This is a genomic window from Candidatus Poriferisodalis sp., from assembly GCF_965203655.1.
Taxonomy (GTDB): Bacteria; Actinomycetota; Acidimicrobiia; order Acidimicrobiales; family Poriferisodalaceae; genus Poriferisodalis.
On record NZ_CBDBDD010000004.1, the window covers coordinates 320,510 to 338,588 of the forward strand.

Annotated in this window: 14 protein-coding genes and 1 pseudogene; 5 read left to right on the forward strand and 10 right to left on the reverse strand. The window is 66.2% G+C overall.

The window, feature by feature from the left end; genetic code table 11:
- Positions 1-4: 4 nt before the first annotated feature.
- The 5 genes and pseudogenes from ACOGW9_RS04230 to ACOGW9_RS04250 form a co-directional block, all read right to left on the reverse strand.
- Positions 5-1,261, reverse strand: a complete 1,257-nt coding sequence (locus ACOGW9_RS04230; protein ID WP_419908695.1) for a type II toxin-antitoxin system HipA family toxin — start codon at positions 1,259-1,261, stop codon at positions 5-7.
- Complete coding sequence (locus ACOGW9_RS04235; RefSeq protein ID WP_419908697.1) at positions 1,258-2,991, reverse strand: DUF262 domain-containing protein; 1,734 nt, start codon at positions 2,989-2,991, stop codon at positions 1,258-1,260. The genes ACOGW9_RS04230 and ACOGW9_RS04235 overlap by 4 nt, the downstream gene beginning before the upstream one ends.
- Before the next feature lie 491 nt (positions 2,992-3,482).
- A pseudogene (locus ACOGW9_RS04240) lies at positions 3,483-4,636 on the reverse strand (IS3 family transposase).
- A gap of 434 nt (positions 4,637-5,070) precedes the next feature.
- Complete coding sequence (locus ACOGW9_RS04245) at positions 5,071-5,850, reverse strand: SDR family NAD(P)-dependent oxidoreductase (protein WP_419908699.1); 780 nt, start codon at positions 5,848-5,850, stop codon at positions 5,071-5,073.
- 6 nt (positions 5,851-5,856) lie between these two features.
- Positions 5,857-6,243: a limonene-1,2-epoxide hydrolase family protein gene (locus ACOGW9_RS04250; RefSeq protein ID WP_419908701.1), complete on the reverse strand. Its 387-nt coding sequence runs from the start codon at positions 6,241-6,243 to the stop codon at positions 5,857-5,859.
- Between the two features lie 254 nt (positions 6,244-6,497).
- Between ACOGW9_RS04250 and ACOGW9_RS04255 the strand changes: the two genes are divergently transcribed.
- The 3 genes from ACOGW9_RS04255 (at position 6,498) to ACOGW9_RS04265 (ending at position 9,341) form a co-directional block, all read left to right on the forward strand.
- Entirely contained in the window at positions 6,498-7,886 is a 1,389-nt protein-coding gene (locus ACOGW9_RS04255; RefSeq protein WP_419908703.1) for a CaiB/BaiF CoA transferase family protein, read from the forward strand.
- Positions 7,883-9,109 carry a CaiB/BaiF CoA transferase family protein gene (locus ACOGW9_RS04260; RefSeq protein WP_419908705.1) on the forward strand — a complete coding sequence of 409 codons (1,227 nt, stop codon included), beginning with the start codon at positions 7,883-7,885 and terminating at the stop codon, positions 9,107-9,109. The genes ACOGW9_RS04255 and ACOGW9_RS04260 overlap by 4 nt, the downstream gene beginning before the upstream one ends.
- A gap of 106 nt (positions 9,110-9,215) precedes the next feature.
- Positions 9,216-9,341, forward strand: coding sequence for a hypothetical protein (locus ACOGW9_RS04265; RefSeq protein WP_419853577.1), 126 nt, complete (start codon positions 9,216-9,218; stop codon positions 9,339-9,341).
- Between the two features lie 82 nt (positions 9,342-9,423).
- On the opposite strand, the gene ACOGW9_RS04270 is transcribed toward ACOGW9_RS04265, so the two are convergent.
- Positions 9,424-12,165: a choice-of-anchor R domain-containing protein gene (locus tag ACOGW9_RS04270; protein WP_419908707.1), complete on the reverse strand. Its 2,742-nt coding sequence runs from the start codon at positions 12,163-12,165 to the stop codon at positions 9,424-9,426.
- A gap of 414 nt (positions 12,166-12,579) precedes the next feature.
- On the opposite strand from ACOGW9_RS04270, the gene ACOGW9_RS04275 reads away from it, so the two are divergent.
- Positions 12,580-12,708, forward strand: a complete 129-nt coding sequence (locus ACOGW9_RS04275; protein WP_419853574.1) for a hypothetical protein — start codon at positions 12,580-12,582, stop codon at positions 12,706-12,708.
- Positions 12,709-12,727: 19 nt separating this feature from the next.
- Here the strand turns inward: ACOGW9_RS04275 and ACOGW9_RS04280 are convergent, their stop codons facing one another.
- The 3 genes from ACOGW9_RS04280 to ACOGW9_RS04290 all read right to left on the reverse strand — a co-directional run bounded on the left by ACOGW9_RS04280 (position 12,728) and on the right by ACOGW9_RS04290 (position 14,455).
- A complete protein-coding gene (locus tag ACOGW9_RS04280; protein ID WP_419853573.1) occupies positions 12,728-13,147 on the reverse strand; it encodes a type II toxin-antitoxin system VapC family toxin in 420 nt (139 codons plus the stop codon).
- Positions 13,144-13,383 (reverse strand): ribbon-helix-helix domain-containing protein, encoded by a 240-nt coding sequence (locus ACOGW9_RS04285; protein ID WP_419908709.1) that lies wholly within the window; start codon positions 13,381-13,383, stop codon positions 13,144-13,146. The genes ACOGW9_RS04280 and ACOGW9_RS04285 overlap by 4 nt, the downstream gene beginning before the upstream one ends.
- 166 nt (positions 13,384-13,549) lie before the next feature.
- Complete coding sequence (locus tag ACOGW9_RS04290) at positions 13,550-14,455, reverse strand: MOSC domain-containing protein (RefSeq protein ID WP_419908711.1); 906 nt, start codon at positions 14,453-14,455, stop codon at positions 13,550-13,552.
- A gap of 80 nt (positions 14,456-14,535) precedes the next feature.
- Between ACOGW9_RS04290 and ACOGW9_RS04295 the strand changes: the two genes are divergently transcribed.
- A complete protein-coding gene (locus ACOGW9_RS04295; RefSeq protein ID WP_419908713.1) occupies positions 14,536-15,858 on the forward strand; it encodes a M24 family metallopeptidase in 1,323 nt (440 codons plus the stop codon).
- A gap of 37 nt (positions 15,859-15,895) precedes the next feature.
- On the opposite strand, the gene ACOGW9_RS04300 is transcribed toward ACOGW9_RS04295, so the two are convergent.
- Positions 15,896-17,923 (reverse strand): acetyl/propionyl/methylcrotonyl-CoA carboxylase subunit alpha, encoded by a 2,028-nt coding sequence (locus ACOGW9_RS04300; protein ID WP_419853569.1) that lies wholly within the window; start codon positions 17,921-17,923, stop codon positions 15,896-15,898.
- Positions 17,924-18,079: the final 156 nt, after the last annotated feature.

Sequence of the window (18,079 nt, forward strand, 5' to 3'; positions counted from 1 at the left end):
CCGGTCATGTGAGCAGCATCGACGAGCCGCCACAGAGCGGCAGGCTCTCTTGGTATTGGCTGAGTCGGGCGACGAACTCCTGCGAGAGCGGCAAATCCCCGCTGATCTGCGACCAGGCGACTCTGATGCGCTCAAGAGTCTCATGTGCGACGGTTTCGATCCGGCTCGCCGAGCCGCCGACGGATGACGCCAAGTCGCGCAGAGACTCGATCCGGACAGATCGTGGATCGCCGTCGCCAAACAGGCGAAGGCTCATGCCGCGGACGAGTTCGGGGTACACGCATGTCGAAATGAGGTCGTAGGCCGGACTCAGTCTCGGTTGCACTCGATCCGGATACCACAGAGACCAGTTTTTGAGGTGAGCGTCCTCGTTGCCAATGACGATGCAGAAAATTAGGCGTCGTACGAATTCGTCAAAATCCTCGGGGCCGCAGAGCGCGAACACCAGTAGTCCGAGCCGCTCGAAGCTGATGCTTCGGTACTTGTGTTCCGGCCACTGCCCCACGATCTGGTTGAAGTCCTCCATGTGGGTCATGTGGACGGTCGTCTGTCCCGATTCGTCGAGAGCGCGGTCGAATCGTTCCACCACGTATGCGTTCGTGTCGGCGAGAGGCTCGAAACCATGTGGAAGCGGCCCGAGGTCGGCAATTCGCCTCAGTTCGCATGCCGGAACGACGATGCCCGCGGCATGCGCCCACCTCATCATCGAGAACTCGTTTTCGGCTAGATCGGGATACTCACGACTCGCGAACTTGACGATGAATCCGCCTCGTTGCCCGCTCGGCGGCATGACGAGGCGAATCCCTTCCTGCATCATCGAGAGCTTGAGCTGCACCCCCGAGATCGAGAAGCGAAGCCCGTCGTCATCCTCGTCGTCGAGCGTTGTTGAGCTGTCGACGGTTGTCGCGTTATCGAAGTACGCGCCTTCAGTGTCGACGGATATCGCCCCAGGAAGATCGACGCCCAATTCGAGCAGTAGCCGGAATTCGTTTCGTTCGTTGAAGCCGTAGTGGTCGGCCATGACGCTTCGCAGCCGGCCTTCGGGCAAGAGGTTCGAAAACCACACCGGGAGACGCCCGCTGCCCTGACGAAGAAACGACGGTTCACGTTCCTCGAAGCGTTGCCCGAGCACCGCCCGGTCGGGGTTGTCCCAGTAGTTCTGCGCCAGCTCGAGTGTCGTCGTGCCTTGGCTCTGCCACAAGAGCCCAATGGCCTCGCCATGCAGCAGGATGTGAGCTTCTGTGCGGTCACTTCGCCTCATCGGCTGATTGGCACTTTGAGCAGGGTGTCGATTGATCGGCGGTGGCGGTGTTCCCACTCGGCATGGCCATCCACAAATGCGCTGACAGCGGCGGCCAAGGCTTCGTGGCGCAGTTGCAGGAACTGTTCGACTCCTTCGTCGGCGAGGCGGGACACAGCATCAATCGGGATCGCATGACTGCCGAGCACATCGTCGGGTGAGGCGACGGTGCCTGCTGAGGCGACTCGGGAGAGCGCATCGCCGAGTTCTTCGCTGCCGATTCCCGACGTGAGCGCTTGAGATGAGACAAAGATGCGGTTCGCAACGGTCTGGCCCAGCGCTACTCGACTGTTTGTCGCGCCTCCCGCTCCGCTTGGTGGACTCTCGGGCTCCAGTTCGTCGTCGCGCTCACCTTCGTCCCGAGACGAAGCAGATTGGTGAATTCGGAGGAGTGCATTGGTGCCATGCTCTTCGAGGGTCGAGCTGACGTCTATGGGGTGGTGATGGTCGAAATCAAGGGGGCCGAGAGCAGCGAGGGCCGCTGCTGCGATGCGTGACTGCGATCTGTTGAGGCCGAATCGTCCGTCGATGCCCAAGTCAGCAGGACCCTCGATCGGCACGAGGGCAAGAAGTCGTTCCACCGACGCATCGGCATCATCTCCCTCGACTGCGGCGAGCAGTTGACGCATGAAGCCGGTGTGCCCGCGTCGACCGGGCGGCCCCGCGGCAGCAGTGCGCCAGAACCAGCGTCGCAGCATGACTCGTGTGAACGGACGAGGATCGGGATGGAAGCCGAAGTAACGAACCAGGCAAACCAGAAGAAACTGGTAGGGCAGCAGGCGGTAGTGCGGGATTTTGGCGTTCTCTTGCAGGAATTGGACTGCGTGCCCCAGCGCCGATGCAGCACGCTCGATGTCCTCGGAGCGTTCCGACGAGGGCCGGTCGAGTTCCGCGCGAAAGTCCCGGGTGATGTCCGGTGAGCCCATCGCCAGGACGCACTTGAGAAGCGTGTCGGGAGCGATGGTCCCAAAGGAGCGATCCTCCGCGACGGGGTCAAGGCGCCTCAAGTTCGGCTGATCGCTGGCGTCCAAAAGGTTGGATGTGCTCAAGGCGTGGAAGACTTCGGCCCGCTTCAGACGCTTGCCCGCCGTGTTGGTGCGATCGAAGATCAAGCGAAGGTCGGCTTCCTCTTCCGATTCCACGATGTACGCCGGCACTTCGAAGTTCTGCAACCGGTCGCTGAGGTGGGCAATCCACTCGTATTCGGCTTCGTCGACCTCATGGTCCCGCAGCCACTGCACAGTGCCTCGCGTTTCGTGCGCCCCCCTGAGGGGAAAGCGCTTGGAGGAAGGCGCGCTGCGCGCCGCCGTCACGAACTTCTGAGTGGGGACGTCGAAGAGGATTTCCTCCTCGGGCTTGCCGTCGTGGAACCCGGCCGGCAGGAGAGCCGACGCCAACGTGCGCAGACGCTGCTGGCCGTCGACGACCCAGAGCGCATCCGGCAGGCTGGGAGCGTCGATCCGCAGCGTTCCGAGACGGACGGTGTCCTCGGGCGCAGGGCGGCGCCAGAACAGCAGCGTGCCGATCGGGTAACCACGGTAAATGCTGTCGAAGAGTTCCAACCGGTTGTTGCGATCCCAGCGCAGCGGTCTCTGGAACTGCGGAATGCGGATCTTGCCGCCGGCCACCAACGCGACGAGATCGGAGATCTTGAACCGCCCGGCAGTTGTCGACGGAGGGCCTTGGGTCACAGGCTCGAAGCTAGGCGAAGGAGCCTTGAGTCTCCGGCATATCGCGAGGATCGCCGCTTACCCCAAGGACCAAGAGGTGCTGACACCGCCGTCGATCCTGATGACATCGCTGGTGTGCCAGCGGGCTGCGTCGCTCATCATGCAGCAGCGTTGTTGTGCCGTCGAGCGGGGCGGTTGTCAGCAATCGTTACCGACACTCTCCGTGCCCCATGGCGAATAGGTGACATCGCAATCACGTTGCCCGTCGCCTAGCGGCTCGCAACCGATAGCGCTCAACAACAGGAACGGTGCTGCGAATATCAACGGCGCGGCAATCCAACCGACAAACGCCACGAAGTTGCTCAATGGGGACCGCTTCTGCCCGGTTGTCAGGCGCGACCCTAGTTGTGCCTTCGCTCGCTCACCGCGCGTGCCATCGTCGCTGTTGATTCACCCTGGGTTTTGCGCAGGCTGTGGGGGTCCCTGCGTTTGGTGGAGGCGGATTACTGGATTCATGCTGCCGGTTGATGTTGATGTCGAGCTTCGAACTCGATCGGGGTCAGCATGCCAAGCGCGGTGTGGCGACGTTGCCGGTTGTGCCAGATCTCGAGGTATTCGAAGATCGCGTTCGCGAGCTCGATGCGGGTGTGCCAGCGTTTGCGGTCCAGCAGCTCGACTTGCATGCGTGACCAGAACGACTCGACCATCGCGTTGTCGAAGCAGTCCCCGACCGAGCCCATCGAGGGCAGCAGCCCCGAGTCGACCGCCCGCTGGGTGAACGCCCAGGAGGTGAACTGGGTGCCTTGGTCGCTGTGGATGACGGTCTCGCCGGCGACCGGGCTGCGGTTGTCGATCGCCATGCCCAACGCGTTGGTCACCATCGACGCGGTGGGCCGCGAATCGATGGACCAGCCCACGACACGTCGGCTGAATGTGTCCAGCACCACAGCGCAGTAGACCTTGCCCTCGCGTGTGGGGTGCTCGGTGATGTCGGTCACCCACAGCCGATCAGGCTCGGCCCGGGCGAAGTCGCGGTCCACGAGATCGGCTGCGGTTGCCACGTTGGGGACCGTGCGGAACTTGGGCCGCCCCGACACGCCCCGCAGCCCCGCTCGTCGCATCAGCGTCTCAACGGTCTGGCGGCACACCGCGATGCCCCGGCCCAGCACCAGCTCGGCATGGACCCGGTTGGCGCCGTAAGTCTGACGCGAACCGGCGTGGATCTCGCCGATGACGCCTTCCAGCCAGGCGTGCCGGATCGACCGCGCCGAGGGCGGGCGGCGCAACCAGCCGTAATAACCCGACACCGACACGCCCAACAGCGCGCATGCCCGCTCGACGGGCAGCCCTTCCGCGGCCATCACCTTGATGGCCGCGAACCTCCTTTTGGGTCGACGTCCCCCCTCAGCAGCTCAGTCGCCCGGCGATGGACCGCCAGCTCGGTCTCAAGCTCGCGCACCCGCTTGCGCAGCGCGACCAGCTCGGCGTGTTCAGCGGTCGTCATGCCCGCTTCGAGTCCCGCGTCGATGCGCGCCTGGCGGCGCCACGTATAGATCGACTGGCCGCTGATGCCCAGCTCAGCCGCGACCGTCGCCACCGGACGGCCGGCCTCGACCAGATCGATCACACGCCGCCGGAACTCCGCCGGATATCCCCTCGGTGCCATGAACCCTCCTCCAGCTCATGACAGCAGAATCCAGCAACACCGCCGCGCGAAACCCAGGGACCACCACTAGATGCGGAGGAAATCTCTCGCATCGGCGCCAACTCGAGCGCTGAGTCGTACAACCTGTGCATCGAGCTGGCGCAGCAGTAAGCCGCCCGCCGTATCGAGCTAGCGCGCGCCGTTGCTCCTAGAGCAACGTTCTTGGCCTGCGGCCTATTCGCACCCTTCCACGAAGTCGGCCCAATCCTGCATGAGCGCTCGCCGTTCTTCGAGCAAGTCGTCTCGCATCTAAGCCTGAGTCACGGTTGTTCCGACGGCGTGGGCAAGCGCGAACGGTGCTGTAGCCGCCGCGCTCGCCAAGATAGGCGCGTCGAAGTGGCCGCGAGGCGGTGCCACTGTCCCACGGCGATGCGCTGATTGAACCGCGCGAGGGGTCAGAAGATGCTGAAACCGCCGTCGATCTTGATGACGTCGCCGGTGTGCCAGCGGGCTGCGTTGCTCATCAGGTACACCGCGATGGCACCGAAGTCGTCTGGCACGCCCCACCGGCGCATCGGAATGCGCGGCATCACGTTGTCGACGAACTTGTCCCAGGTGAACAACCGCTCGGTCATGGCGGTGTCGATCCAGCCCGGGATGACGGCGTTGGCGTTGATCTTGTAGCGGGCCATCTCGACCGACAGGCCCATCATCATCGCCAGCATGGCGCCCTTGGTGGCCGCATAGGCCTGGCCCCGGGCAGCGCCCTGGATCGCGGTACCGCTCGACGTGAGCACCAACGAGCCGCCTTCGCCTTGGGCGATCATCTGCCGGGTGGCGGCGCGCAGGGTGAAGAACACGCCGTGCAGGTTGACGTCGATGACGCTGAACCAGTCCTCATTGGAGTGCTCGTGGAAGCCCTTCTGGTTCTGTGTGCCGATGCCGGCATTCGGGAAGCAGGCATCGACGCGCCCGTAGCGTTCGACCACTGCCGCCATGGCCTCTTCCACCTGCTCCTCGTCGGAGACATCGCAGCAAAGGGCGCTGGCGGACGGATTAATCCCGCGCAGCTCGGCCTCGGCCGCCGCGTTCTTGTCGGGATTCGTGCCCCAGATGCTGACGTCGGCGCCCGCAGCTGCGACGCCGCGGGCGTAGCCCAGCCCGATGCCGCCGTTGCCGCCGGTGATGACAGCGACTTTGCCAGTGAGATCAAAGCCGTCGTACTGGTACGCCACGCGGTCTCAGCCCTTGATCTGGCGCATGAACATGCCGTTGTCGAAGTAGTCCCGCCAGAAGGTGATCAGGCCGTCGTTGACTTCGAAGATCCCCATCACCGGCAACTCGATCAGGCGACCGGAGCCGGTGTGGAAGCGGTCGACCCGCTCGTTCATCACGGTGTTGCCGGTGGCCGTCTGGCGGACGACCTCGAACTCCACGGGCCCGTCGCCCTTCGTCAGGCCGCTCAGGAACTCCTTCATGGCGTCGGGGCCAGTCATGTCGCCCACCGGCACGTTGTCGTAATAGACGTCGTCGGCGACGTGGGCGGCCGCCCCGTCGAGATCCTTCGCTTCGATGCAGGCGATGAACTTGCCGACGACCTCGGTCGGTGAATCGGCGGAATCAGTCATGTCGGGGCAACCCTCCGGCTAGGCCTGGCGGCAAGCGGATCCCGCCGCCGGGATCTTGTCCTAGCACGGAGAGAGGGCCGCCCGCCGCGCTGCGACCAAGAGGCTGAGCCCAATGGCGAAGCCGTGGCCCGAGCGGCCCGTGAGCGCAGCGAACAAGAGCGGGAAACAACAGATGACGCGACGGCAGGTTCCGTCAATCCGCGCATCCTCTAAGGTCACCGGGCTATGGGACCGGAGCACATGGGGTGTCATCGATGACGGCGAGCGCTGACCGCAGACCGCTCTCGGGAATCCGGGTCTTCGAGATCAGCATTGCGGTGGCGGCGCCGTGCTGCGGCAAGGCGATGGCGCATCACGGGGCCGAGGTCTTCAAGGTGGAGGCCCACAGCTATCCCGATGTGGCACGAGCATTCGGGTCGGCATGGGCTCGCGATCCCGAACTGGCGGATGTCTTCTGCGACACAGGTCCCTACGTGCCCGAGATGTCGGCCGGCAAGCGCTCGGTTGGTCTCGAGCTGAAGTACCCCGAGGCGCTCGAAGCCGCGAAACGCCTGCTGGCCACGTGCGACGTGTTCCTGACGAACTTCGCGGCGCCGGGCATCGCCGAGCTGGGACTCGACTACGAATCCGTCAAGCAGGTGTGCCCCGACATCATCTATGCAGGCATGACCGGGTTCGGCGTCGACCCTGACAAGCCGTATTACCCCTTCCGAGCCTTCGGCCCGAATCAGGCGCCGCTCGTGGGATGGGACGCGCTCACCGGCTTCCCGCACGAGGAACCCGCCGGCATTCCCTCCATCGCCCCGCCGGACTACATGGGCGGGCTGCACACCATGCTGGCGATCGTCACGGCGTTGCACGAACGGGATCGCACCGGGGAGGGCCGGTTCCTCGACATCAGCCAGCTCGAGACCACCGTGTCGTTCTTGGGGCCATACCTGGTGGGCCAAGACCTCGGCGTGCCTGAGCCGTTCAGAAATGGCAACCGCGTGTCGTGGGCGGCACCTGCGGGCATCTATCCATGCACGGGAAACGATCGCTGGATCGCCGTCGAAGTGCCCGATGACGAGGCATGGCAGGCGCTGGCGGGCTTGGCCGAATGGTCTGATGTTCCTGCGCACGACGCTGTTGATCAGGCTGCGTTGTCGACCTACCCGCACGGCACACTGGCCGATCGAATCGCACACCACGATGCGATCGACGCCGAACTGTCGGTGTGGACTAACCGCCGCAGTCCCCAGCAAGCGGCTGCGGAACTGCAGGCGCTGGGCATCGCGGCATACGAGGTGCTCAACCACACGGGCGTGCTGGCTGACCCCCAGGTGCACGACCGCCGCCCGTATTCGATCGCCCCGAGTCCGCGATTGGGCCGCGACCTGTTCGTTCGCAACCCGGTGCGCTTGAGCGCGACGCCTCCATACGTCACCCGCGCCGGGCCGAACATGGGGGGCGACACCGTCGACGTCCTCACCGAGATCGGCTATGCGAGCGACGACGTGGAGCAGATGGTCGCGGACGGGACGGCGTTCGTCGATGCCCGACCCGAAGTCGTGCTGGAGCGGCCGTTCGACCGCTGGTACGAATCGGTCAGGATAGCAGAGTTCTACGACGCCGAGGGCAACGTCACGGGCGGCGCTCAATGAGCGCCGCGCAGCAAGGCCACGGGCCATGGAGCGGCGTGCGCGTGCTCGACTTGACCGGTCTGTCGGGCGCGTACGGCACCCGCGTCTGGGCGGCACTCGGCGCCGACGTGATCTGCGTGGAACCCCCTGGGGGGAATCCGATCCGGAAGATGCCTCCGCTGGCGCGGGGCCACGAAGGCCCCGAAGCCAGCCTGTGGTGGGCCTACTACGCAGCATCGAAGCGCAGCGTGGTGCTGGACCCGACCGACAGTGAGGATGCGACGGCGCTGGTGAAGCTGATCGGCTCGGCTGATGTCGTGCTCGACGACGCGATGCCCGCCGCCCAAGAGTCCTACCCATGGCTGGCAGACGCTGGTGAAGGAGGGCTGGGTGTCGCCGGGATCGTCGAGCGGTTTCCGCACCTGACATGGGTCTCGATCACGCCGTTCGGCATGACCGGGCCACGACGTCACTGGCGGTCGTCGAACCTCGTTGCCTGGGCATCGTGCGGCTTGGCGTCCACCGTGGGCTTCCCGCATGGCCCCCCGCTGGCTCCGGCCGGCGAGATCGGCGTACTGATGCACGGCGCTTCGCTGCATGCGGTGATCGGCTCGATGATGTCGGTACGTGCACGCAACTTGGCGGCAGCGGCCGATGAGCCGGCGCTCGGCCAGACCATCGACCTGTCGCTCCAGGAAGTGGGGCTGTGGCTGTCGCCCGAGACCGGTGTACCGCTGTATCTAGACGACCAGGTGCCGCGCCCCCGGGCCGGCAACCGCCGTCCGGTCACGAGCCCGATGGGCATGTATCCGGCGTCGGATGGTTACGTGGCGATCATCGCCATCCAGCCGACTCACTGGAATGCGGTTGCGCAATGGGTGAACGAGCTGACCGGCAACGAGGGCATCCTCGACGAGATCTTCGTCGACATCGTGGTCCGCCGTGAGGCGCTGGAAGCCGTGGACGCGTGGGTCGAGGAGCTGACCACCCGCTTCACCAAGCAGGAGCTGTTCGTGGAAGGCCAGCGGCGGCGCATCCCGATCACGCCGGTCAACACCGTCGGCGATCTGCGCAACGACCCGCATCTCGAAGCCGTGGGCTGGTGGCGTCCCGAGGAGCACCCGGTGCTCGGCACCTACACCGTTCCCGGCTCGCCCTTCACCACGGACGGCGACTGGTGGGCCTGGCAGCGCGCACCGATGCTGGGCGAGCACACCGATGAGGTGCTGGCGACTCTCGCCTAGCGATCCGCCCCGCCTAACGGCGCAGGTCGGACGTCGGTACCGATTCTGCGGCGAGCGAGGCCGTCATCCGGGGCTGATTCCGACGGTCGAGCGCTGTCCTGCGGCATTGCCGACGTTCTTGGAACTCCGGACTGCAGCGATATGGTGCTACCCCGTCGAAGGGGACGCCCGACGCGACAACCACGACAACGACACCGACTGGGAGCGAGACCGCTACCTCGAATTCACCTGATCGGCAGGCTCGGGCAGTCGGTTGGGCTGGACGCTGGACGATTTTCGGCGGCCGTGCGCCCGGGGTGTGCGAGCTGCATGGTCTAGGGGTCGTCGTTTTTGATGATTCCGTTTGCGTTGCGGTGCATTGCGCGCAGGAACGCTCCTTGGGGGTTCGAGAGCTTGAGCGTGAGGGTTTCTTTGCTCTCGTTGATGGCGTCGTCGAGCAGCGTCACTGAGATCGTCTTGTGCGTCTCGCCCGGCGCAAAGGTCAGCGTGCCCGACGCGGCGGTGTAGTCCGCCCCCGTCGTTGCTGTGCCGTCGTTGGTCGCGTAGTGCACCGAGACCGGCCCCGATGCTGCGCGGCTCAGCGTCACCGTGAAGTCGAGCGAGGCGTGCTTGCCTTCCTTCGCCCGGGCGTCCGCGACCCGGATGCGTGCCGGGCCCGGGACCTTCGCTGACGCGTCGCCGAGCGCGACCGTCACGTCCTTCCAGGACTTCGGCTTGACGCGCACCCGCCACAGCACCGGGTCCAGCGATTCCACGCCCGTGATGGTCCCGTTCGTCACCGTGAACGCGTCCGCAGCGGGCTTGGCGCCTGACTGCACGTCCAGCGCGAACGCCGTCCGCCCGTCGTGTTCGGCGGGGATCTTGCCGAACGCCACCGCCACGGTCTGGGCCTGGGCGGCCCGCGGCGTCGTCGGCTCGCCCTTCACGCGGACCCACTCGCTCGAGTGCTCGCTGTGCTCGGAGCGGAGCCCGCCCACGAAGGCGCGCACGAACACCCCGGTGGCCACGCCGTTCTCGAGCCCGGTGATGGTGTAGCTGTTCACACCGGCCTGCACGGCGACGCCGTTGTTGCCCTGCGGGTTGGCCCACACGCCCGCCTGCTGGCTCCAGCGGAGCGCGTGCTGCACCCGTTCCGCAGCGAGGCGCGGGTGCGCCACCGCCGTCCATCTCACCGTCAGGCTGCCGTCGCCGGGCACCACCGACACGTCGGCCGGTTCCGGCGTGGTCAGCGCCGCCTGCTGCTGCTGGGGGTCCGCCGCGACCCTCGCATGCGACGTGTTCGACAGCGCCCGCCCGTCGCGCGCGCACACCGCGCCCGACGGCTCGTGGTCGCAGTTCCGCCCGCCCGCGAGCGTCACCGTCACCACGGCGCTCGGCGACGCCGGCCGCACCTTCACCCGCCACAGCCCGGCGCCGATTTGCTCCACGCCCATCACCCGGCCCCCCGTCACCGCGAACGACGACGGCCGCGGCGACCGGCTGAACCTCCCCACCGTCTCGCTCAGACGCACACTGAACGCGAACTCCGTGCCGTCATGTGTCTCCGGCACGTCCTCGAACGCTGCCGTCAGCGGGTCGCGCTGCTGCTCCTCGCCCGAGCCCGGCCCTTCGCCGCCCCGGAACTCCGCGGCCCCGGAGCTGCCGACGTTGGCGCTGCCGACGTTGATGTCGTAGGTCACCGACGACTTCCCCCAGGGGTGGTACACGGTGACCTGCGATGTCAGCGTCTGGTTCGCCACGTCATGGGGGACTTCCATGATGCACAGGTTGAACGTCGTGCTCCGCTGCCCCGCCTGGATGTAGGCGAACGGATACTTGCGATCGCTATTCAGGAAGACGGGGTCCCACGGATCGATCGGATCGCAATGGCTTATCAGGTCGGGATCCCTCAGGTCCGTCTGCACACGGTGGCCGACCCTGCCGTAGGTGGACAAGGATATGGTGGTCTGCTGGGCGACCGCCGTGGGCACCGACACGGTCACCGTGTGCGTGCGCGCCGCCGGACTCGTCACGGTCACGGTCACAGGCTCCGGCACCTCGACCACCGCCAGAGTCACACCCGCGTCGTAAGCCCCCCACACGGCGGGATTGCGTTGTGGGTCGGAGTGTGGCTTACCGTAGGAGCCCCAGCGCATGTCGTCGACGGGCCAGGAGGCGGTGGCCGAAATACCACTGGCGGTCAGATTCCTCAGGGGGAACCGCCTTTCGGCGCCAGCGGCATACTTGACGATCAGCATCAGCGACTTCGCAGCGTCGATGGCGGCGGCGCTGCCCGCGCGCAAGCCCGCGGACAGAGTGCCGTCGCGGTGATAGAAATCGGTGATGGCGTAGGTATTGCCCGCGTAAGTGAAACTGTTGCTGCCCATCGCGACGGGGCAAGTGCCCCCCGACACACCGGCCTTGCAGCCGGACGAGTTCGTGCCCCATCTCGTCGGCTCGAGGTTCTTCGCCGACATCGTGGTGGACCAGACCTGGCGTTCGCTCTGATGCCGGGTTCCCTCCGGCCACGGGTACGGGATCGCGCCGTTGACGCGGATCTTGATCCTCGGGGCTGAACTTGTCCAGGCTCCTCCGCTTGCACGCCAATACTGATTCTGGAGGCTCCAGCCCGATGCGGCTCCTGAATCCTCAGTTGTGGCGTCCGTCGTCCGCATAGTCCCGCCACTGCCCGACGCCCGGTACAGCACCACGAAATAGGTGGTGTTCGCTCTGAGCCAGGTGCCCGTCGGCGCGGCGAAGGTCGTGGCGCCGCTGGAGATGGTCGACGGGACGGTCAGATTCCCGAGTTTCGCGTCCGGGGTTCCATCGCTGGCCGCGGACCACAACTCGACCCTCACACCCGCAGGAGCACCGACTGCTGACGTGTCGACCTCGATGCTCATGAGGCCGTAGCCCGAGGCGTGGTCTCCGGTCGTGAATCCCTGTGCCTGCAGGCGTGAGGTGAGGAAATTGATCCCCCCCACGTCACTTTGCCCGATGTTGCTCACCAACGCGCCGCCGAGGCGGGACTGCGCCTCGGCCGGCTGGGCGGGCAACATGAGCGCGGTGCTGACCATGAGCACGCTGACCGCTGCGGCCAGCGTCAGCTTGAGGGCGGAACGTCTACCCCCCCCCCCCCCCCCCGAACATGCGTGTTGGCAGGGTCGGTGTGCGTGCTGGAGCAGTCATTGTCTCTCCTCTCGATGTTCATGGATGCGGACGTTACTACAGGGCTGCATGCTGCAGATCGCGGGCAGAAACATGCCGGCTGCGCCCGTCGCCTTCTCAGAGCCTCGTTGGGGGTTCAGCGAGATCGGCAGTTGCCGCTGTGCCCGGCTCGAAGAATGCAGTGAGCGTCTTTGGTCTTGAGTCGCCGTCCGCCGCTCCCAAGCAGCTCATGCTGACGGTGAGCGTGCCGTCGCCGGGCGTGACCTGCACGTTGTACGGCTCGGTCTGTCCCGGCGTCGGCGCTGCCCTATGTAATGGATCAGGTGGGCGACCTGTTTGACGAAGTCGTGAACCCTGCCGAGGTCATGGCAGAACTCGGCGCCACCTCCGGCGAGATAGCCGACCTGGCCGATCGGGGGGTGCTCCGATCCGCCGACTCACGGGTCCGCTGATACAGGCCGGCTCGCAGGGCTATTCGGGAAGGTCCGCGGGCAAGAGTGTGAACGCCTGACCGGTCAGCGATCGAACGACGCGGAAGTGCCGTTCGTCGAGCGTCGCGATCTCGTGGGTTCCGTGGCGGTGGGCGAGGACCACGAGTGACGCGTCGGTCAGGCCCAGCCGCAGGTCCCGGTATCGCTCAATGACGGCTCTCGCACGGATGAGGTCGACGCGTTCGAACGGGGCGAGTTCAAACATGCCCGATCCAAGTTCGTCCAGAATCGCCAGTTCAGCATCGACGCCGGCGATGCGCGCGGCGAAGTAGTCGATCTCGGCGAGCACGAGCGGTGAGACCACCATCGACCGTGCAGCCGACAGAAGCGCCCGGCAGGAGGCATGCAGTTGCTGATCGGGAACCAGTGCCGCCAGGAGAACGCTGGTGTCGACGATCACGAACCGAAGCGCAGTTCCTCGAGGATTTCATCGACCCGTTCAGCAAGCGTCGGGTCGCCCCAGCCGTCCTCGAACAGCGGAAAGTTCGGCCGCCTCTCGCGACGTGCGATTGCTTCCTCCAGCGCTTCGCGGATGATGGATGCCTCAGTCCGATTTTCCTGCTTGGCGATCATCTTGAGGTCGTGCTTGAGTTCTTCGGGCAGGTACACCGTGGTCTGCTTCATCAGAGGTTTCACAAAAGGTATTGTACTAGGCATTGCGTGGGTCCTTCTGCTCGGTGAAGGCGTGCGCGACAGGCGGGCCGCGAGGCCCGACTGATGCGCTCTGCTGATACGTCCGACGAAACTACAACGAAATCTACTGAAATAGGTAGAAATTATTGTCAGACGAGGCTCTGAGTGTTTACTGAGGCGGGTCGAGCAGGGGCGGACCGGTGGCTGTGACGGTGACCGGGTCGCCTACGGAGACCGCAACGCCTTCGGGGTCGATGGTGCACGCGACACCGAACATGGCATTGCCCTCCAGCATGCCTCGCATGCCCGGCGAGAAGCCTTCCGCGACCGAACACCAGCGATGCCTGCGCAGCACCAGGGCGGGCTCGCGGTGGCGCTCGCCGGTTTCCTGGTCGATCTGGGGGACGGCGCAGCGGGGCCACACCACGCGAGCGCTGAGCTGGGCCGGGCCGATCGAGAACTCCGTCCAGGTGTCCTCCGACCACGGTTCGTCATTGGTCACGATGAGATTCGCCCGGAAACGCTCGATGCCGAAGGGCTCCGATGCCCGCTCCACCAGATCGTCGAGCGAGGCCGTGTTGGCAACCAGCACCGGGGCCGCGTCAGCGAAACCGGTGAGGCGTCCCCGGAACAGTCGCATCGGACGGGATGACTCAGGGGTCAGCGCTGCGAGTCTGGCCGGGAAGCCGAGCACCTCGCTGAGGAACTCGGCCGCCTCGTCTCCTGCATCTGCGCACGCCACTTCATCGCCGATCAGCGCGAGAACCGTGGTGTCATTGACATCGGGCCGCTTCACGTCGATCGTGCCCATGCCGGGTGCGCTGATCGTCAGGCCGCCGTCGATCGGCACGGGAGCGACGGTGGCAAGCGCCGCATTGCGACGCTGGGTGACCGCTTCCCCGAGTGCCTCGGTGTCGTTGGGGGCCGTCACCACCTGCCATGCACGGTCGCCTTCGAGCCCTGTTGCCGTGACCAGAGCCGAATCGAGCTCGACGCGGCGGCAGCCCTTGATGGGGTGAATGGTGATACCGGTGAGCGTGCCGGCGGCCCCGCCGTCATGTCCTTCTGCGGTCATTCCTAGACCCTAGGCTCGCCGCGCATCAGTGTCTCGGCCTCACAGCGGGGCTGTGCAGACCTTGGGAGGGGCGAGCGGTCATGGCACTGCAGGGGTTCGAACGCCACCACAAACCCAAGATCGGCGTCGGCCGGGCCGAGCCTCCCGAGTGGTTCCTGGACCACACCGACCTCAACATGCATGCGCTCGGCCCGGGTGCCGATCTGGAGGCCGAGTGGGTTGCTGCGGGGCTGCAGCTTCCCGACCGCTCAGCGCTGCGCCGGTACCGCGTGGAACGGGTCCGCGAGCAGCTGCGCAGCGCGGACTGCGATGCGGCGCTGCTGTACGACCCGCTGAACATCCGCTACGCCACCGACACCACGAACATGTCGCTATGGACCATGCACAACGCCGTCCGGTATGCGTTCGTTGCGACAGAGGGCCCTGTGGTCGTGTTCGAGTTCTCCGATGGGGAGTTCCTGGACGCGCACTCAGAAGCAGTCGACGAGATCCGGCCGGGGACGTCGTACATCTATTTCAAGGCGGGACCGAGGTCAGAGGAGATCGCCGGGCGCTGGGCGTCGGAGATAGCCGAACTGCTGGCTGATGTGACCCGAGGAACACGGCGGCTGGCGGTGGACCAGCTTGATCTGACGGGGTATCGCGCTCTGGAATCCCACGGCGTCGAACTGGTGAGCGCAGGTCCGATCATGGAACTGGCGCGTGCGGTGAAGGGTCCCGACGACCTCGCCGCCATGCGCTGCGCTATCCACGCATGCGAATCTGCCATCGACGAGATGCAAGCCATGTTCGAACCGGGGGTGAGCGAGTTCGATCTGTGGGCGGAACTGTGGGCCGGGAGCCTGCGCCGTTACGGGGAGTGGATCGAGACGAGGCTGCTGTCATCGGGGCCCAGAACGAACCCCTGGTATCACGAGGCCAGCAGCCGTCGGGTCCAGTCTGGGGAGCTCATGGGTTTCGATACTGATCTGGTGGGCGCGTACGGAATGTGCGTCGATATGTCGCGCACATGGCGGTGCGGGGGCGGCGCCCCGACGGCGGCACAACAGGACTGCTGGTCGCTCGCCGTCGAGCAGATCCATCGCAATTCCGAACTGCATCAGCCCGGAGCCACGCTGCGCGAGATCACTGACAAGGCGTGGTACCCCGACCCCGACTGCTACCGCGGCTACACGGTCATCTCACACGGGGTCGGGCTGTGCGACGAGTACCCGGCCATCTACCACCGTCACAAGTGGGACGCCGGTGGCTACGACGGCGTGCTCGAACCGGGCATGGTGATGTGTGTCGAAGCCTTCATCGGTGCGCGGTCCGGCGGCGAGGGCGTGAAGCTGGAAGAGCAGGTGCTGATCACCGAGACCGGCAATGAGGTGCTGACGACCCTCCCGCTCGGGCTCGTCTAGACGGCTGGACCCGTCGAGTCAGGCGTGCTCGGCGCTGTCAAGCAGGATCGGGCGGCAGGTCGTGCCCGTGCTGTTCGAAGCTGACGAGGATTTGGTTGGCTTCGACGGCGTCGCCGGCGCTGCAGCGGATCTCGGCGACCGTTCCGGCCCCGTGCGCTGTCAACGAGTGGAGCATCTTCATCGCCTCCACCACCACGACCACGTCGCCGGCGGCCACCACGTCGCCAATGACGACGGGAACTTGGACAACCACGGCGGGGAAGGGCGCTGCAACAGCGTCGACCGAGCCGGTGTCGTCGGTTGCGGTGGGTGCCCACGCGTCGGACCGGTCGGGCACCTCGAAGGTGACGGTGTGCCCGGCGATGTTGACCGCCACGGAACCGGCATTGGCGCTGCTGGCCGTGGCGAGGTTGGGGGGCGCTTGCCGCGGGTCGTTCGCCGTCGGGCCGGTCGGCGCGTCACTGCCGGTGCCGTTCATGGCTTCGGCGCTGACCTCGTGCAGCAGGCCTGCGCTGTCACGCAGCAGAACTGCTGCCTCGGCACGGTGCTCAGTCAGGCGGAACGACCCGAGCGCCGACCAGGGGCCGGCTGGCTGGGCGGCCCGCTGGCACCGCAGCCGGGTCAGCCATGCCGCTGCCGCTACTGGTGCAGCATCGTCCACCAACGGTGGCGCTGGCATCGCTCCCGATCCGGGTGGCTCTGTCGCATCGCCAGACTTCTCGCCGAGGCCGGGTGCGCTGGTGGGACTGTCGGGCTGCAGTGCGTCGATGACGTTGGTGGTCATCCCGCCGCTTCGCAGCGCGGGCATGTCCGTCAGCCAGCGCAGGAAACCGGCATTGGTAGGCACGGGCCCCACGACGAGCCCATCGAGCGCATCGCGCAGCGCATCCAGCGCCGATGCCCGGTCGGGGCGCGTGACGATCAGCTTGGCGATGAGCGGGTCGTAGTAGGGAGTGACCTCGGACCCTTCGGCGACCGAGGCATCCCAACGCACGCCGGCAGGCACCGACAGGTGGCGCACCGGGCCTGCCCGCGGGCTGAAGTCGTCGTAGGGATCCTCGGCGTTGATGCGAGCCTCGATGCTGTGCCCTGTGAACGTCACATCAGATTGGCCGAGGCCCAACGGCTGGCCAGTCGCCGCCCGCAACTGGAGTTCCACCAGGTCCAGGCCGGTGACCGCCTCGGTCACCGGATGCTCCACCTGCAGGCGAGTGTTCATCTCCAAGAAGAAGAACTCGCCGGATGCCGCATCGACGATGAACTCCACCGTGCCCGCATTGTCGTACCCGATGTGCCGGGCGAGCGCCACCGCGGCATCATGCAGGCCGTCGCGGGTGGCTGCAGGCAGATTCGGCGCCGGGGCTTCCTCGATCAGCTTCTGGTAGCGGCGCTGCGACGAGCAGTCGCGGGTGCCGAGATGGACGACGTTGCCGTGCCGGTCGCCGATCAGCTGTACCTCGACGTGCCGCGGCTGGGAGATGTAGCGCTCCATGATCACCCGGTCATCGCCGAACGAGCGCGTCGCCTCAGTGCGCGCTTCACTCAGCGCAGTGTCGAACTCGCCGGCCGAGCGCACGATCCGGATGCCCTTGCCGCCGCCACCGGCCGACGCCTTGACCAGCACCGGGAAGCCGATCTGATCGGCAGCAGCGGCTAGGTCGCCATCGCTCGCGCCCGGAATCGTCGGCACTCCGGCTGCCTCGGCCAAGGCACGTGCTTCGATCTTGGCTCCCATCTGAGCGATGGCCTCTGGATGCGGCCCCACCCAGACCAGGCCCGCATCGATGACCGCCTGGGCGAAGGCCGCGTTCTCGGACAGGAACCCGTAGCCGGGATGCACGGCATCGGCATGGTTGTCACACCCCGCGGCAACGATGGCGCTCATGTCCAGGTACGAACGATCGAGTGCCGCCGGCCCGATGCAGATTGCCTCATCGGCGTCGCGCAGGAAAGGCGCATCGCGGTCGGGTTCGGCATACACCGCGACGGTCTGCCAGCCCAGCCGCCGAGCAGTGGCGAACACACGGCTCGCGATCTCGCCCCGGTTTGCCACCAGCAGCTTCACGACGGACCTGCCTTGCCAGACGCCGATGCGCGGCATCGCTGCCGGTGTGGCGCGAGCACCGCCTCGACGTGCGTCGGCCCGCAGACGCGCGAGGAGCGAAGCGGGTCGAACGTGACAGACACGCGTAGAGCTTGCGGTCGGCGGTGCCGTTGCCGT

Bases quoted from the DNA above. Each gene is read 5' to 3' on its own strand.
- ACOGW9_RS04260 (WP_419908705.1), top strand. From the start codon at position 7,883: ATGAGCGCCGCGCAGCAAGGCCACGGGCCATGGAGCGGCGTGCGCGTG.
- ACOGW9_RS04250 (WP_419908701.1), bottom strand. From the start codon at position 6,243: ATGACTGATTCCGCCGATTCACCGACCGAGGTCGTCGGCAAGTTCATC.
- ACOGW9_RS04255 (WP_419908703.1), top strand. From the start codon at position 6,498: ATGACGGCGAGCGCTGACCGCAGACCGCTCTCGGGAATCCGGGTCTTC.
- ACOGW9_RS04230 (WP_419908695.1), bottom strand. From the start codon at position 1,261: ATGAGGCGAAGTGACCGCACAGAAGCTCACATCCTGCTGCATGGCGAG.
- ACOGW9_RS04295 (WP_419908713.1), top strand. From the start codon at position 14,536: ATGGCACTGCAGGGGTTCGAACGCCACCACAAACCCAAGATCGGCGTC.
- ACOGW9_RS04270 (WP_419908707.1), bottom strand. From the start codon at position 12,165: ATGGTCAGCACCGCGCTCATGTTGCCCGCCCAGCCGGCCGAGGCGCAG.
- ACOGW9_RS04290 (WP_419908711.1), bottom strand. From the start codon at position 14,455: ATGACCGCAGAAGGACATGACGGCGGGGCCGCCGGCACGCTCACCGGT.